The organism is Exiguobacterium sp. FD-YE-25-4 (assembly GCF_057004685.1).
Map to the genome: position 1 here is coordinate 2,634,954 of NZ_CM168041.1, position 14,876 is coordinate 2,649,829.

The following is a 14,876-nucleotide window of genomic DNA, read 5'->3' on the forward strand; positions in this document are numbered from 1 at the left end:
CCGCGAGCACCCTCCTGGGGCGCCCGCGGTTTTTGTTTACTTGTTCCAGTTGCGGAATCCGTCACCAAACTCGAGGTGCAAGTCGTCACCGAACGCGCCGTTCTCGAACGTCGGTACGTCGACTGGGAGTTTGCCCGTCGGTTTCACTTCACCGAAGATGGCGCGAATGCCGGCCGGGAGGTTCGGTCCTGCCGATTTGGCATTGCCTGCCTCTGAATCCGGTCCGTTCGGGTCACCTTTGAAGCCGTAGATGATGAGCTGGGCCGGTGCATCCGGTTGAACCGCCACATCGTACGGGTTACGCAGGCTGAGCAAGACTGACTTCTTGCCCGTCTCGTTCGCATAACGGAACACTTCGGCCGGCACGTAGTTGTCCGCCGACGTCGATTTCAGCTTGGCGCTGTTGTTCACGTTCGAGCCGACGATGATATAGTCGGCCGCGTCGAGTTTTTCTTTCAATACCGGGTTTTGATCCAAGTGCTTCGTCGATGCCGTATAGTTCGCTGCGATGACGTTCACGTCTTTCATGTTGCCGGCATTTTTCTCGAGTGACTTGATCGTTTTGATCATGCTGTCCGTCTGGTCTTTCGCCGGCGACAAGACGAGGACCGTCTCACCTTTTTTCGGTTTGAACGGAAGCGTCTTGTCGTCGTTTTTCACGAGCGTGACGGCCGCTTCGGCGATCTCACGTTCTTTCGCTTTATGCTCGGCACTGCCGACGACCGCTTTCGCCTCGGCGAGTTTCGCCTCGAGCGTCGTCGTGTCGACCGACTCTTGCCAAATGCCGCGTTCCGCTTTGAGCGTCAAAATCCGCTCGACCGCTGCATCAATCTTCTCTTCTGACAGGCGTCCGTCTTCGACGGCCGCGATGACGTCGTCAAAGATCGTCTCGAGCTTCACGACGTCCGCGTTCGACCGCAAGATCGTCGGCATGAGGGCGATATCCACGCCCGCCTCGAACGTCTTGATGACCGCTTCGGCTTCCGTGAAGTTATCGGCGATCGCCTGCATGTTCAAGGCGTCCGTGACGACGATGCCTTCATAGCCCATCTCTTCACGCAAGACGCCGGTGATGACATCGTCCGACAACGTCGCTGGGAGCGGGAACGTTCCGCGCGGTGAGTTGACGACCTCATCCTCGATTTGCGGCATGCCGATGTGTGCCGTCATGATCATGTCGATGCCTTCAGTGATGGCCCGTTTGAACGGTAACAGTTCGAGCCCACGCAAGTCTTCGAGCGACTTGTCAACAATCGGAAGTCCGTAATGCGAGTCGACCGCCGTGTCACCATGACCCGGGAAATGCTTCGCCGTCGCGGCGACACCTTGGTCTTGAATCCCTTGCGTCATCGCCGAGCCGAGCTCGCCGACGAGTTCTGGGTCACTCGAGAACGAGCGGACGCCGATGACCGGGTTGGCCGGGTTGTTGTTGACGTCTAGTACCGGACCGAAGTTGACGTTCACCCCGAGCGCGTTCAACTCCGAACCGATAATATTCCCCGCGTCGTATGCGTACTGGCTGCTCCGTGTCGCCCCGAGCGCCATGTTACCCGGCAAGTTCGTGCCCGTGCCAAGCCGTGTCACGATCCCACCCTCTTGGTCGATTGTGATGAAGAGCGGTATGTCGTTGCTTTCGTCTTGTTTGACGACTTCTTGGAGGTCGTGGACGAGTTTCGTCGTCTGTTCGGTCTCGGTCACGTTTTCCGCGAACAAGATGACACCTCCGAGGTCAAACCGATCGACGACCCGTGCTACGTCTGTCGCGAGTGCCGTATGGTTCGCCCCGTTCCATAATCGGAAGTCTGGCATGATCATTTGGCCGAGCTTTTGTTCAAGCGTCATCGAATCGAGCTTGGCGTCGACACGCTGCTCAATCGACGGGGCCGGCGTCTCCTCTGCCACGACCGCGTTCGCCATCGGGACCGATGAGACGAGTAGTGCTGTCGTTAGCCCCAGTGTCGCCGTCCAGTTCAGTGCTTTGTTCATGTTTTCCCCACTCCTTTTTGAAAGTTTCCCCGACCCCCAAACAAAAAGGCATGGAGGAAGAAGCGTTGCCTCACCAACGCTCGTTCACCCCATGCCTGATCGTATCAGTTACATATGGTCCTTATTCAGGTGGTCAACGTCAGTATAGCAATTCAAAAAATGGGAAACAACACTTCACATGAAAGCGTAACCATTTTGAAATATATGTTCTGTTTTGACACACATCCAAGCTGTATTGGCAAAGCCAATAATTTCGCTGGTTCGAATTCGTCCTCATCTTTGGTAAACTCTTTTTGTTAGGGGTTAACTTTCAAAAAGGGGGAAATCATCTTGGCACGAGGGGAACTGAAACGAAAGCCGGAATGGTTAAAGATTAAACTGAACACGAACGAGACATACACCGGTCTCAAAAAGATGATGCGCGAGAAAAATCTACATACCGTCTGTGAAGAGGCGAAATGTCCGAACATCCACGAATGTTGGGCCGTCCGCCGCACCGCGACGTTCATGATTCTCGGAAGTATCTGTACGCGGGCTTGCCGCTTCTGCGCCGTCACGACAGGCAAACCGAACGAGCTCGACTGGGAAGAACCGAAACGCGTCGCCGAATCGGTCCGTCTCATGAATTTGAAGCACGTCGTCATCACGGCCGTCGCCCGCGACGACTTAAACGATTACGGGGCGACCGTCTTCGCCGAGACAGTCCGCGCTGTCCGTAGCATGAATCCGGAGACGTCAATCGAAGTGCTCCCGTCCGATATGATGGGTGACTTCTCGGCGCTCCAGACGCTCATCGATGCCGGACCGGACATCATGAACCATAACTTGGAGACGGTCCGCCGTTTGACGCCGAGAGTCCGCGCCAAAGCGACGTACGACCGGACGCTCGAATTTTTGAAACGGTCGAAAGAGCTGAACCCGGACATCCCGACGAAGTCGTCGATCATGGTCGGACTCGGCGAGACACGCGAAGAGTTGATTGAGGCGATGGATGACCTGCGGGCCCACCACGTCGATATCCTCACGCTTGGCCAATACTTACAGCCGACGAAGAAGCACCTCGACGTCGAGCGCTATTACCATCCAGATGAGTTCGCCGAGTTGAAAGAGATCGCGTTGGCGAAAGGCTTCTCCCACTGTGAAGCCGGACCGCTCGTCCGTTCTTCATATCATGCGGACGAACAAGTCCACAAGGCGCGTCGTCATACGATGTTGCCAATCGACTAAGAGAAAGAAGAGACACATATGACTGGAACGACATGGCATTTGCTTCACACCGCCCCGCTGTCCCCGGCCGAGAATATGGCCATCGACGAGGCCATCGCCGGCTGGGTCGCACGCGGCGACATGAAACCGACACTCCGTTTTTACGCCTGGGCCCCGCACGCCATCAGCGTCGGGCGCTTCCAACGAGCGACGCGCGACCTCGACCGCGAGGCGCTCACCTCGAATGGCATCCCGGTCGTCCGTCGTTTGACCGGTGGGCGGGCCGTCTTGCACGCGGATGAGCTGACGTATAGCGTCATTCTCCCTGAGACGATGCCGTCTTTGCCGACGAACGTCATCGAGAGCTATCGTCTCTTGACCGAAGGGGTGCGCCGCGGCTACCACGCGCTCGGCGTCCCGGCCGAATTCTCGGTACCATTGACCGAGGCAGACCGCGAGGCACTCCGAAAACCAAAGTCGGCCGTCTGTTTCGACGCCGCTTCGTACTACGAGCTCGCCGTCGGCGGGAAAAAGATTGCCGGGAGCGCCCAAGTGCGCCACCAAGGCGCCGTCTTGCAACACGGGTCAATCCCATTGTCGATTGACGATGACGTCCTGTTCGACTGCTTCAATCTCGAGGCCGATGCGAAGGCGGAGGCGAAAGCCCGATTTGGTGACAAGGCCGTCTCCTTGAACGAGACACTCGGCCGACCGGTCGCCTTCGACGAGGTCGCGGCGGCGTTCACGGACGGATTTCGCGACGCGTTCGATTTGACGTTCGAGCCGCTGACGTTCAACGAAGCGCAACAACAAGAGATTCAGGAGCTCGTCACTAAGTACGAGAGTGACGAATGGGTCTGGAAACGTTAAAAAACGAGTCTCGCGACTCGTTTTTTCTTATTGTTGCGTATAGATGGAGACCGAACCTCCGTTGACGAAGAACTGGCCCCAGCCGTCAGCATTGATTGTGACGAGACGGGCGTTGTTGTTCGTCATGTCTTTCCATACCTCGCCGGCGTTCTGTTTGCCGACGTACATCCACTTCGAGCCGCCCGGACCGTCCGATAGGATTGTCGCGAGACCCGATTTGGCGCGGTCGGTCACCCCTTCACGTGTCCAGCCGATGACGTCCTGATGATCGAGATAGTCATGTTGCGTCCCGTAGGCGAAGTCTTTCCGTGCCTTCAGAATCGGTTGGAGCGTGCCCGACATGTTCGGGATCTCACGGTTCGTCGTCCCTTTCGTGCCATAATAGTCCCCGTAGAAGAGGGCCGGATAACCTTGAGCGCGCGTCATGATCGTCGCGTAGGCGAGCGGTTTGAACCAGTTGGCGACCGTCGACTCGAGCGACTGGCCCGGTTGTGAATCGTGGTTATCGACAATCGTCACGGACAGCGACGGATGCTGCTCGGTGACGGTGCCTTTCAAGATGTTGCGCATATCGTAATACCCACCGCCGTTACCGGCCGCTTGGAAGTTGTAATGGAGCGGCACATCGAAGACGGAGTGCGTGTAGCCCGTCTTGTACAGATAGTCGTTGATGGCACCGAGATCGTTCTTCCAGTACTCGGCGACCGTGAACATCTCTTTCCCGGTCGTCTGGCGCACGCTCGTCACCCACTCCTTCAAGTACGAGTGGCTGATATGCTTGACCGCATCCAACCGGAAACCGTCGAGCCCGAGCGAGTCGGCGTACCATTTGCCCCAGTTCTTCATCTCTTGGCGGACCTCGGGATGTTCGAAGTCAACGTCCGCGTACATGAGGTAGTCATAGTTTCCGTTCTCGTTCGACACGTCCGTGTCCCACGCCTTGCCCGTGCTCTTGAACTTATAGATGCGGCTCAAGCTGCGTGACTGATCCCAATCGGTCCCGTCAAAATGGTACCAGCGCCATTTGAATGGCGAGTATGTATTGTTGCGCCCCGCGAAATTGAAGCCGGTCCAGGCCGAGATGCCGTACTCCCCGGACGTCTCTTGGTTCCGGTTCGACGGATTGACCTCGATCGCCTGGACACTTTCAGTATAGTCGGCCCCGCCCTTATGATTCATGACGACGTCGCCGTAGACGCCGATGCCTTTGCCGCGCAAGTTCGAGATAGCGGTCTGGAGCTGGGCTTTCGTGCCGTACTTCGTCCGGATTGTGCCTTTTTGGTTGAACTCACCGAGATCGTATAAATCGTACGCCCCGTATCCGACATCGTTTTGTGACGTGCCTTTATACGCCGGCGGAATCCACACCGTCGTCACCCCGATGTCTTTCAAGTGCTGCGAGTCGTTCGATAGTCGGTTCCAATGCAGTCCGTCGTTCGGGACATACCATTCAAAGTACTGCATCATCGTACCGTTTTGCGGCGTCGCCGCCTGTGCGACCGGTTGCCCGGCGAGCAGTGCAATCGCGGTGACACCAGCCGTCATCGCTAACCCTTTCCGTCTTTTACCCATGCCCGTTCCTCCTCTTCAAAATGAATGCAAGCGCTTTCATTAATTATCATGCCCGATTCTATTTTGGTTGAATAGAGGATTTCCATAAAACAGTTCTCTGCGCCTAACTATTTTTTTCTTGAATAGTTCAGTCGACCAAAGCAAAACGGATGGCTTGTGCCATCCGCCTAGTCATTCATTCCGTTCCAAACGTTTTCGCTTCACGAGGAAACCGAGATACGGGAGTCCGGTGAAGACGAGTCCGATCACCACGAGGGTTTGGACAATCCAGATGATCGCCTCGGCCGTACCCGACCAACTTAATTGGAGCAACAGCATCAGCCCGATTGAAATGACCAGGCACACGAGCGCGGCTTTTCCCATTTGCCGCTCGACTTGCGCATATTTGTCATGCGTTGTCGTTTGATCGGTGTAAAGCGGTATGGCATCCGGACGACCTTTGAACACATGAATCTCATCACCGGTCGATGTCACGTGTTCCCAACCGCTCGCGGCGAACAGCTCGAAGTAATCTTCGTCCGGCCGTTGGCGGTAATCGAGACTGTAGCGTACATCCATCGGCTCTCCTTCGACGAGCGTATAGCCGAGCGGTGCGAACTTCTCTAAATGCCAGCCACGAGCTGCCATCTCCCCTAGCTTTTTCATCTCCCGCTCTTCGGCGAACGCCAGTCCCCAACTCGACATATATTTCCGTTTCATCGGTGTCCCTCCCCTTCCAAAATGAAGCGTGCATCGTCAACGATTGCTTGCCGTCGTTTCAAATCCTCGGCCACGAGTGCGCGGCCTTGGGTCGTAATCACATAACTCTTCTTCTTCCCGTCCCCGTCGAGCGGCTCGATGAGCTGTGCGTTCACGAGCTTTTTGATAATCGTATACATCGACGCCGGGCCAATCTTGATTCGCCCCTTCGTCAACTCCTCGACGAACTGCATAATCAAGTAGCCGTGACGCGCCTCGGTCAAGGCGAGGAGAATGTAGAACATGCTGTCGGTCAATTCTCCGAGTTCAATCGTGTCATTACGTGGCATCCCGCCACCTCCTATATCATTCATTGATATATCTTACCCTCACTATATATCGTTGAATGATATATGTCAATGAATGATATAAAAAAGCCGCAGACGGTTCGTCTGCGACCTCGTTAACTGGTGACATAATCTAAATCATGCAAGATGTACGCCAAGAAAAACAACATGCTCGGGTTCTCGTAACGCATCTGCACTTTACGGAGCTGCTCCCGATACGTGACCTCGTACTCGGCCCCGTTCATCTTCCGCTCCATGTTCATCTTGATGAGCGCGTCGAGCTTGTCCATCATATCGACGAGCATGCCTTCATACGTGTCATCTTTCGAATCGGCCATATAGCGGCGGAACGCCGGCTGCATGTAGTCCGGCAGGAGCGACAACAACGCCTCGCTCTCGGCTCGTTCGTATGCTTCGAACGCCGCACCGGTCTCCGCGGTCGAATGTTTCACCGGGCCGAGCACGTCCCCGGTCACCCCTTCGACGAGGTCGTGACAGAGAAGACGGGCCGTCAGTTCGGCGACATCGACGTCGACGTCATACTTCTCGCGCTCCAACAAGCCGCTGAACAGCCCGAGCGCGGCCGCCCGGAATCCATGGATGGCGTCGTTATCGTCAATCGTATTGAAACGGCCTTTCCAACGCCTTACGCTGTCCATCCGCATGACGTTCTCGATGAACGTCGCCACGTCGGTCTCCGCCTCGACTTGTTCGTAGAGCCAGCGGACCGATTCGAGCGGATGATTGCGCAGGGCTGCTTTCATCTCTTCAAGCTTCGCGACGAAATGGGGCGAGCCGTGTCCGACTTCGCGCCGCACGAACAGCATCGCGTCGAACGAGTCGATGCCGTCGACGAGCCGTCCTTCGAATGAGTCGTCCTCCGCCTCGACGAGAAAACGATAGAAATGCGGCCGCAGCGACTGCGACAGTAACTCGACGAGGCCGAGACTCGCCGTCCGCTCCATCCGTTCGATATGTTCTTTGAGCGTCGGTTCTTTTTTCGTCCGGTGCATGATCGGTCCGGTCTGCACTTCGTTCATATCATGGAACAGTGCCTTCCCAAGCACGTCGAGCAAGTTGACGTCCTGTCCTTTGTTCTCTTCGTAGTATGCGGCAATCAAGCTGAAGACAGCGACGCGGAAACTGTGGCTTGCCGCGTTGTCATGATAATGCGGTGCATACTCGTCCCATCGTTGCACGTTCTGCATGCGTGTCATCTTGCGGATAAACGTTCCGTTATACATCAAATTCCTCCTTGGTTCAGTCGCTCCCACGAGTCATCGTGACAGACGATGTAAAGCATATCGCTCGCCTGAAGCGGTGTATCGAGCACCGTCGCGTAATCGAGACGGTCGTTGACAGCGATTAACGTGACGCCTTGATGCAACAAGCTTTCCGCAGCCTCCCGGATGGTCGTCCATTCCGGTTTCGGCGCGAGCGCCTGGATGTTGCCGCCTGACTGTTTACTAAGCAGCTGACGGAAAATCGATGTCGTCCCCGGTTGCAGCGTCGCTTTCGCCATGAGGAGTGACACCGAGTCGTTCGCGAGAATAAAGTCGTCAATCCGAACGTGTTTGAATTTCGAGATGTTCCGTTCCTCGCACACCTCAACGACTGTATGCAAATCGACGCCGCGTTCAGACGATAGCGCTTCGACCGCGGACGCGATGAGCAATGATTTTCCGTCGGCGAGGAGTGTCTCCGTGATGCGGGCATCCGCGAAGATGGCGATGCGGCGCGCCTTTAAAATATTGGCCTGCAAGAGTACCGTCTCATCCGACGCGTCACCGTGGACGAAGTGAACGTTATCGTGGTCGTACGGTTCTTCCTTCAACTGATCAATCAAGACGATCTCAGCCTTTGGCTCATAGATGAGCACTTCATCGATTGCTTTCTTTGTCTTCGGCGACCAGCCGATGTAGACGTAATGCCCTTCTCCTCGATACACTAACTTCCCCTCCCGTTTTAACCGTTGAAACGTCGCACCGACTTCAACGAGTTTTCCAATCAACGCCCCGATAATCCCAATCCCGAACAGGAACAAGAAAATCCCGAGCCAACGTCCCGCGACCGATGTCGGGAAAAAGTCACCATATCCGACGGTCGTGAGCGTCGTCATCGTCCACCAGAATGAGTCGAACATCGACGGGAACGTCTCCGGTTCAAGCACAAATCCGAGGACGGTACCGGTCAAGATGATGACGAGTGATGCCAAGACGACGTTTAAAAACGATAATTTCGATAATCCGCGCCAGACACGAAAAAAGATATGCACAGAAAAACCCCTCCTTTTCCTATATACTAGAGACAACTTACTTGATTTACGAAACCACCTCACGTTCGGTTTCGTATAGAAAGAAAAAAGAAAGGACGACGTCATGAACTCAATCGTTTTAGAATATCGACTCTATAAAAATGAACTTTCGTTCGAGCCACTCTACCATTATACATCGCTCGGCCTCGATGAAGTACTCGCCCGCCGCGAATGCGAATTTTTCGTCAAGGACGGCATGACCTACAAACAGCGCTCATCGGCGCTCGAAGGCGAGCAATATTTCTTGATTTACGTCGACCGCTACACGGAAGGGCCCGTCGACAAGCACGAGACGACCGACATTAAAGTGGAAATTCGGACGCTCGACGACCGGTTCGACAACCCGATGCTCGAGGCGTATTACGTCGATCGGCATCTCGACGCACTCGCCATGCTCGGCAGTCAATACTTGTACGTCGCCGGCAAAGAGTATGAACGCGACTCGGCCGAGACGGACGAAGATCGTGGCGTCTATGTCATTTACGTTACCCCTACAGGTTATACATTGGAGGAATCAACATGAAGACAAGCAAAAAAATCTTGAGCGGTCTGTCGGCTGCTGTCTTGACCGCATCGTTAGCGGCTTGTGGCACCGACGAAACAGAACAAGCGACGTTACCGGAAGAACCGACCGGCTACGAGTGTGACGATTGGGATTGGGATGATGAAACGGAGTCATATTACTGTGATGATGATCGATCGCCTCACTTCGGTAGCTTTTTCTTGCTCGGCAGCCTCTTTAACTCAAAGAGTGCATTGAAGAACTCATCAGCGTATAAAAATTACCGCTCAAACGGCGGCGCCAGCAGCATCACCCCGAACAAATCAAACTCAGGCTCCAACTCGGGACTCGGTAGCGGCTCAAAAGGCGGCTTTGGGGGATGAAGCGAGACGCACTGTTTGGCCAAATCCCTTTCTTTTGGCCTGACTTGAATGACGAAGAGTACGCCCTTTACGACTGTCTCGCCATGTCGGATGACGTGGTGAGGCAGATTCGTGAGGCGACGCGTGACGTCGATGCGATTTTCCGCAAGACGAACCGTCTGCTTCGGACGCTCCCGGACGATACGCTCCGCCTGCTCGGTTATCCTGAGGCGAGCCTGCCGTTCCTGCGCGAGAAGGCGATCCCGCAAGAGACGATTATCGGTCGCTATGACTGGATCGTTAAAGACGACACGCTTAAACTGATGGAATTCAATGCCGACACACCGACGTTCATCAAAGAACTGTTCGATGTGAACGGCTATGTGACGACAGAATTCGAACTCGACGACCCGAACGCGGCGTCGACCGAAGAGCTCAAGGCCGAACTGCGAAAAGCCATCATCGCAGCATGGCAACGACTCGACCGGGACGGGGCACCGAAAATCGTCTTCACGGCCCACGATGACAACATCGAGGACAAATGGACGACGCGTTTCCTTCAAGAGACGCTCGATTTGCCGTCCGAGTTCGTCCCGCTCGACCGATTGCTCGTCGAGGCGGACGGCGTCTTCACACCGTCCGGGGAAAAAGTCGACGTGTTATATCGGCAGACCTACCCGATCGAGCATCTGGTCGACGACCGGACACCCAATGGTGATTTGATCGGCATCCGACTGCTCGAACTGAACGCGGCCAAACACGTCTCGCTGCTCAATCCGCTCTCGGCGTTTCTCATGCAGTCCAAAGGCGTCCAAGCACTCATTTGGGAACTGTATGAGGCCGATACATATTTCGACGAAGCGGAACGTTCCATCATTGCGACTTATTTTTTACCGACGTATCTCGAGGCCGAACCGTTTATCGGCCAGAGCGCATACGTGCAAAAGCCCGCTTTCGGCCGGGAAGGCGACTCGGTCATCCTCTATGACCAAGACGGCGTCCCGTTCCATAAAGAGACGCTCCAGACGTACGCACAAGAGACCGCCGTCTATCAGCAGTTCTTGGAACTGCCGACCCGTCTGACGAACACGGTCAACGGGCCGATTGAAACACATTACATGGTCGGCTGTTTTTGTTTGAACGGTCACCCGTCCGCACTCGGTGTCCGCGCCGGGAGCATGATCACGAACAACCAATCGTATTATTTAGCGATCGGCACACCCACTCACGAAGGAGACTAACACATGACATTCATCACGCTCGATTCAATCCTGAGCTTCCTGGCTCACCTCGGTACGGGATTTGGACTTATTCTAGCCGGACTCGTCGTCTTTGCCCTTACGACGAAGTACTCGGAACGTAAACTGATTAAAGAAGGCAACGTCGCCGTCGCACTTAAACTTTGGGGGAAAGCAATCGGTCTCGCCATCGTCATCTACACGGTGTGGGCGAACAGCGTCAACTTGCTCGATGCCTTCATCTGGGGACTCGTCGGGATTCTCGCTCAAGTGCTCGCCTTCTGGACGTTTGAATACGTCCTGACTCCAGGCGTGAACTTAGAGAAAGAAGTCGAGAACGGCAACCTCGCCATCGGGATCAGCCTTTTCTCCGCCTCACTCGTCGTCGGCATCATCGTCGCCGCGAGTTTGACGTACTAATCAAACAGCCCATGCGCTCAGGATTGAGGCATGGGCTGTTTCCATAGAAAGGAAAAGAGAAATGTTCAGACAAAAATTCATTTTGATTTTAGTGGCTTGTATCGCACTTATCGCCTTGATACAAAACGGACCTACATTTTTAGAGAATCGAAAGCTTGATCGCTGTTTGGCTGATGACGGTTTTCACGCCTATGCATATGATCAATTCGATGAATCCTCGTTCGCCCTCTTCACAAACGAGGATGAGACTCTTGTCGGCCTCGCCGAGATGAGTGGAGACGGGTATGGTGCCGCGACCGTCGAGACACTCGAGGCAACTCCGTTCGACTATATCGAGTTTGAACATGAAGACACTTATTATTGGGGGGTGCGTCTCAACAACAACCCTCAAAACGTAGCTTCTCTCCGCATCATCGGAGAGCGTATGCAAGGAGAACACGTCCTCAATCGTCCCGAAGAGGATGCGTTTTCTAAATACCATATCTTGAAACTGCATAACGTCCCTCAAGAAGATTGGACGATTCAAACGTTAGACCAAAACGGTCAAGTGATTGACTCGATTGACCTATGAAAAACCGCAGACCAACGCTGGTCTGCGGTTTTTGTATTCTCTATTCCTAAACATTTTTAAGCGCGGGCAAGTACGGCCGATGGACCGAAGAACTCGTAACGGGCTTGTGGAATCGTTTGGACGACCGTCTCCATCATCGCGGTCGGACCGCACGTGTAGACGTCGTGTCCCTCGACATCAAGTGCTTCGAGTTGTTTTGCACTCATACAGCCTGATACGTCATCGACGTGCGTGATGAGCTGAAGACCAGCGTTCACGAGTTCATCGAGCTCTTCACCGAGCGGACGGAGGTTCGTGCTACGGACCGCGTGCAACAACGTGACTGAACGCCCTTGGCCGAGTGCCGTTTTCGCCATGTTGAAGAGCGGTGTGATACCGATCCCGCCAGCGACGAGTGTGAGCGGGCGGTCCGTGTCTTCAAGCACGAATTCACCAGCCGGCGCGCTCACTGGAATTTCCGTGCCGACCGTCTGCTCGTGGAGCCAGTTTGAGACGAGCCCTTCCGCTTTCGGAGCGATCCAGTAGCCGTCTTCTGTCGTCTCGACGACGCTATATTGACGATGGTGCAAGATGTCTTCCCCAGCGATACGAGCTTGGACCGAGATGTATTGACCTGGGATGGCCGTCCCGACGACGCCATCGTTCGCTTTGATTCGGAATCGTTTCACTTCCGGCGTGTCTTCGATCACTTCAGCGACCGTGAACGGTTTGAAACCAATCCATGGCGCATCGGCATACATCTGTTTCTCGAGTGAGATGAAGACGTCGGCGATGACACCATATGCTTTCGCCCACGCGTCAATGATGTCCGGCGTGGCTGCTTCACCGAGCACGTCTTGAATCGCGCCGAGTAAGTTCTCGCCGACAATCGGATAATGTTCCGGACGGATGTTCAAGCTCTTATGTTTATGAAGCGCCGGTTGGATGGCCGGAAGAATCGCTTCGAGACGATCGATATGGACGGCTGCCGCGTAGACAGCGTTGGCGAGCGCCTCTGGCTGACGACCGCGTTTTTGGTTCGTATGGTTGAAGAAGTGGCGGACTTCTGGGTTGTTTTCGAACATGCGCTTATAGAAGTGACTCGTGATGGCAACACCGTGGTCTTTCAAGACCGGTGCTGTTGCTTTGACGATATCCATGGTTTGTTGATCTAACATATTGTTTCCCCCTTTTTGAAAGTACACGTCCATTATGTGAGGTAAGTCACTTCAAAAGCAATATATAAAATACTTGTTTAGACACAAGTTCAAATTTCCGCCTTGAATCCGCCACGCTTTTTTCACATCTTCCATCGTCGCGCTTTCGTCAGATGTCTTGTACAATGAACGGATGAAGAGGTGAAACATCATGCGGCTCACGCAAACGTGCGATTACGCACTCCGAACACTCATGTATAGCGCCACGTTCTCCCATCGTCTCGTGACGATTCAAGAAGTGGCGGATCAATATCAGATTTCAAAGAATCACGTCATGAAAGTCGTCTATGAGCTCGGCAAGCACGGTTATCTCGAATCGGTGCGCGGCCGTGGCGGCGGTTTCCGACTCGCCCGACCGATGGAGGACATCAACGTCGGCGACGTCGTCCGGACGATGGAACCGTTCGAGCTCGTCGAATGTTTCGGCGAGGGACGATGTGTCATCGCGCCCGCATGCGATTTGCGGAGCGTCTTGAACGAGGCGATGCTCGCCTTCCTGCACGTGCTCGACCGCTACACGATTGCCGACCTCGTCGCTAACCGGACGAACGAACTGGCCATGTTGCTAGGCATACAAAACCCGACGGACTGAAATAGTCTGTCGGGTTTTCCTGTTATAGCGGCTTCAATTTGGCTTCGATCTCGGCTCGTCGTGGCTCGAGAAACGGCGGCAGCGCCAAGCGTTCTCCGAGCGTCTCGAGGGATTCGTCGGTCGTAAAACCAGGTCCGTCCGTCGCGAGTTCCACCAAAATCCCGCTCGGTTCGCGGAAATAAATCGATTTGAAATAATAACGGTCGATCAGACCTGAATGACTGATGCCGAATGAATCGAGCCGCTCGACCCAACGCGCCATCTCCAAATCATCCTCGACGCGGATTGCGACGTGGTGGACACTACCCCGGCCCGGGCGCTCCGATGGCAAATCGGGACGGTCGACGAGATGAATCTCTGTCGCCACACCGCCATCCCCCGTCTCGAACACACGAACCGATTGACCGTTTCGCTCGAACTCAGACACGAAGCGATATCCGAGCACGTCCGTCAGCACCCGTTCCGTCTTCTCAATTCGCCGCACCGTCCACTCGCTAAATCCGAGGCCGAAGACGGCGACGTCCGCCGGCACCGGTCCGTTTTTCCACGGCGTCCCTGACCCGCCCTCGACGAGACAGAGCCGTTGTCCTTCCTCATCTTCGAAGTAGAGCGTTGGCCGCCCTAGTACATCCTCTACCGGATCATGAAGTACACCGAATTCGGAAAATCGCTCAAGCCAGTACGACATTGCCCCTTCCGGCACCCGGAGCGCCGTCCGTGAGATGCTGCTCGATCCTTTATACGTCTGTCCGAGAAACGGTAGCTCGAAGAACGTTAAATCCGTCCCCGGTGTCCCCGATTCATCTGCGTAAAACAAGTGGTACATCGACGGATCGTCTTGGTTGACCGTCTTTTTGACAAGCCGCATCCCGAGGACTTCCGTATAGAATCGCAAGTTCTTCAACGCGTCCCCCGTCATCGCCGACACGTGATGTTGTCCTATAATCGCCTTCATCCAACTTCTCCCCTTTCGACTTTGATTATATTGTACCATCCACAAATAAGTAAAGTTAGCTTTACAT

16 protein-coding genes are annotated in these 14,876 nt (G+C 54.7%); 8 read left to right on the forward strand and 8 right to left on the reverse strand.

Annotated elements, in window-relative coordinates:
* Positions 1–36: 36 nt before the first annotated feature.
* Positions 37–1,986 carry a glycoside hydrolase family 3 protein gene (locus AC13H5_RS13480; protein ID WP_483546015.1) on the reverse strand — a complete coding sequence of 650 codons (1,950 nt, stop codon included), beginning with the start codon at positions 1,984–1,986 and terminating at the stop codon, positions 37–39.
* A gap of 327 nt (positions 1,987–2,313) precedes the next feature.
* Here AC13H5_RS13480 and lipA point away from each other — a divergent pair, with 327 nt between their 5' ends.
* Together lipA and AC13H5_RS13490 are read left to right on the forward strand one after the other, a co-directional pair.
* On the forward strand, positions 2,314–3,213 hold the full coding sequence (lipA, locus tag AC13H5_RS13485; RefSeq protein WP_371743440.1) for a lipoyl synthase: 900 nt from the start codon (positions 2,314–2,316) through the stop codon (positions 3,211–3,213).
* 18 nt (positions 3,214–3,231) lie between these two features.
* Positions 3,232–4,062 carry a lipoate--protein ligase family protein gene (locus AC13H5_RS13490; RefSeq protein WP_214796629.1) on the forward strand — a complete coding sequence of 277 codons (831 nt, stop codon included), beginning with the start codon at positions 3,232–3,234 and terminating at the stop codon, positions 4,060–4,062.
* 27 nt (positions 4,063–4,089) lie between these two features.
* On the opposite strand, the gene amyS is transcribed toward AC13H5_RS13490, so the two are convergent.
* From amyS to AC13H5_RS13515, 5 genes are all read right to left on the reverse strand, one after another.
* Positions 4,090–5,607 carry an alpha-amylase gene (amyS, locus tag AC13H5_RS13495; protein WP_251131319.1) on the reverse strand — a complete coding sequence of 506 codons (1,518 nt, stop codon included), beginning with the start codon at positions 5,605–5,607 and terminating at the stop codon, positions 4,090–4,092.
* 198 nt (positions 5,608–5,805) lie between these two features.
* Positions 5,806–6,333: a DUF2812 domain-containing protein gene (locus AC13H5_RS13500; RefSeq protein WP_214796625.1), complete on the reverse strand. Its 528-nt coding sequence runs from the start codon at positions 6,331–6,333 to the stop codon at positions 5,806–5,808.
* A complete protein-coding gene (locus tag AC13H5_RS13505; RefSeq protein WP_214796623.1) occupies positions 6,330–6,662 on the reverse strand; it encodes a PadR family transcriptional regulator in 333 nt (110 codons plus the stop codon). Before AC13H5_RS13505 ends, AC13H5_RS13500 begins: the two co-directional genes overlap by 4 nt.
* A 113-nt stretch (positions 6,663–6,775) precedes the next feature.
* Positions 6,776–7,903: a YfbR-like 5'-deoxynucleotidase gene (locus tag AC13H5_RS13510; protein ID WP_214753623.1), complete on the reverse strand. Its 1,128-nt coding sequence runs from the start codon at positions 7,901–7,903 to the stop codon at positions 6,776–6,778.
* Positions 7,903–8,934, reverse strand: coding sequence for an ion channel (locus tag AC13H5_RS13515; protein WP_483546016.1), 1,032 nt, complete (start codon positions 8,932–8,934; stop codon positions 7,903–7,905). Before AC13H5_RS13515 ends, AC13H5_RS13510 begins: the two co-directional genes overlap by 1 nt.
* Before the next feature lie 103 nt (positions 8,935–9,037).
* Between AC13H5_RS13515 and AC13H5_RS13520 the strand changes: the two genes are divergently transcribed.
* The 5 genes from AC13H5_RS13520 to AC13H5_RS13540 all read left to right on the forward strand — a co-directional run bounded on the left by AC13H5_RS13520 (position 9,038) and on the right by AC13H5_RS13540 (position 12,066).
* Positions 9,038–9,496 (forward strand): hypothetical protein, encoded by a 459-nt coding sequence (locus tag AC13H5_RS13520; protein ID WP_021066042.1) that lies wholly within the window; start codon positions 9,038–9,040, stop codon positions 9,494–9,496.
* Positions 9,493–9,858 (forward strand): hypothetical protein, encoded by a 366-nt coding sequence (locus AC13H5_RS13525; protein WP_021066041.1) that lies wholly within the window; start codon positions 9,493–9,495, stop codon positions 9,856–9,858. Before AC13H5_RS13520 ends, AC13H5_RS13525 begins: the two co-directional genes overlap by 4 nt.
* A complete protein-coding gene (locus AC13H5_RS13530; RefSeq protein WP_483546017.1) occupies positions 9,855–11,078 on the forward strand; it encodes a glutathionylspermidine synthase family protein in 1,224 nt (407 codons plus the stop codon). The genes AC13H5_RS13525 and AC13H5_RS13530 overlap by 4 nt, the downstream gene beginning before the upstream one ends.
* A gap of 3 nt (positions 11,079–11,081) precedes the next feature.
* Complete coding sequence (locus AC13H5_RS13535) at positions 11,082–11,495, forward strand: DUF350 domain-containing protein (protein ID WP_021066039.1); 414 nt, start codon at positions 11,082–11,084, stop codon at positions 11,493–11,495.
* A 61-nt stretch (positions 11,496–11,556) separates the two neighbouring features.
* Positions 11,557–12,066 carry a hypothetical protein gene (locus AC13H5_RS13540; protein WP_483546018.1) on the forward strand — a complete coding sequence of 170 codons (510 nt, stop codon included), beginning with the start codon at positions 11,557–11,559 and terminating at the stop codon, positions 12,064–12,066.
* 56 nt (positions 12,067–12,122) lie between these two features.
* On the opposite strand, the gene AC13H5_RS13545 is transcribed toward AC13H5_RS13540, so the two are convergent.
* Positions 12,123–13,223 carry a globin domain-containing protein gene (locus tag AC13H5_RS13545; protein ID WP_483546019.1) on the reverse strand — a complete coding sequence of 367 codons (1,101 nt, stop codon included), beginning with the start codon at positions 13,221–13,223 and terminating at the stop codon, positions 12,123–12,125.
* A 190-nt stretch (positions 13,224–13,413) separates the two neighbouring features.
* On the opposite strand from AC13H5_RS13545, the gene AC13H5_RS13550 reads away from it, so the two are divergent.
* Entirely contained in the window at positions 13,414–13,854 is a 441-nt protein-coding gene (locus tag AC13H5_RS13550) for an RrF2 family transcriptional regulator (protein WP_021066036.1), read from the forward strand.
* 22 nt (positions 13,855–13,876) lie between these two features.
* On the opposite strand, the gene AC13H5_RS13555 is transcribed toward AC13H5_RS13550, so the two are convergent.
* Positions 13,877–14,809 carry a ring-cleaving dioxygenase gene (locus AC13H5_RS13555; RefSeq protein ID WP_214753610.1) on the reverse strand — a complete coding sequence of 311 codons (933 nt, stop codon included), beginning with the start codon at positions 14,807–14,809 and terminating at the stop codon, positions 13,877–13,879.
* Positions 14,810–14,876 lie beyond the last annotated feature (67 nt).

Coding starts and splice junctions, on each gene's coding strand:
- AC13H5_RS13480 (WP_483546015.1), bottom strand. CDS start 1,986: ATGAACAAAGCACTGAACTGGACGGCGACACTGGGGCTAACGACAGCA.
- AC13H5_RS13490 (WP_214796629.1), top strand. CDS start 3,232: ATGACTGGAACGACATGGCATTTGCTTCACACCGCCCCGCTGTCCCCG.
- amyS (WP_251131319.1), bottom strand. CDS start 5,607: ATGACGGCTGGTGTCACCGCGATTGCACTGCTCGCCGGGCAACCGGTC.
- AC13H5_RS13500 (WP_214796625.1), bottom strand. CDS start 6,333: ATGAAACGGAAATATATGTCGAGTTGGGGACTGGCGTTCGCCGAAGAG.
- AC13H5_RS13505 (WP_214796623.1), bottom strand. CDS start 6,662: ATGCCACGTAATGACACGATTGAACTCGGAGAATTGACCGACAGCATG.
- AC13H5_RS13510 (WP_214753623.1), bottom strand. CDS start 7,903: ATGTATAACGGAACGTTTATCCGCAAGATGACACGCATGCAGAACGTG.
- AC13H5_RS13520 (WP_021066042.1), top strand. CDS start 9,038: ATGAACTCAATCGTTTTAGAATATCGACTCTATAAAAATGAACTTTCG.
- AC13H5_RS13525 (WP_021066041.1), top strand. CDS start 9,493: ATGAAGACAAGCAAAAAAATCTTGAGCGGTCTGTCGGCTGCTGTCTTG.
- AC13H5_RS13530 (WP_483546017.1), top strand. CDS start 9,855: ATGAAGCGAGACGCACTGTTTGGCCAAATCCCTTTCTTTTGGCCTGAC.
- AC13H5_RS13535 (WP_021066039.1), top strand. CDS start 11,082: ATGACATTCATCACGCTCGATTCAATCCTGAGCTTCCTGGCTCACCTC.
- AC13H5_RS13540 (WP_483546018.1), top strand. CDS start 11,557: ATGTTCAGACAAAAATTCATTTTGATTTTAGTGGCTTGTATCGCACTT.
- AC13H5_RS13545 (WP_483546019.1), bottom strand. CDS start 13,223: ATGTTAGATCAACAAACCATGGATATCGTCAAAGCAACAGCACCGGTC.
- AC13H5_RS13550 (WP_021066036.1), top strand. CDS start 13,414: ATGCGGCTCACGCAAACGTGCGATTACGCACTCCGAACACTCATGTAT.
- AC13H5_RS13555 (WP_214753610.1), bottom strand. CDS start 14,809: ATGAAGGCGATTATAGGACAACATCACGTGTCGGCGATGACGGGGGAC.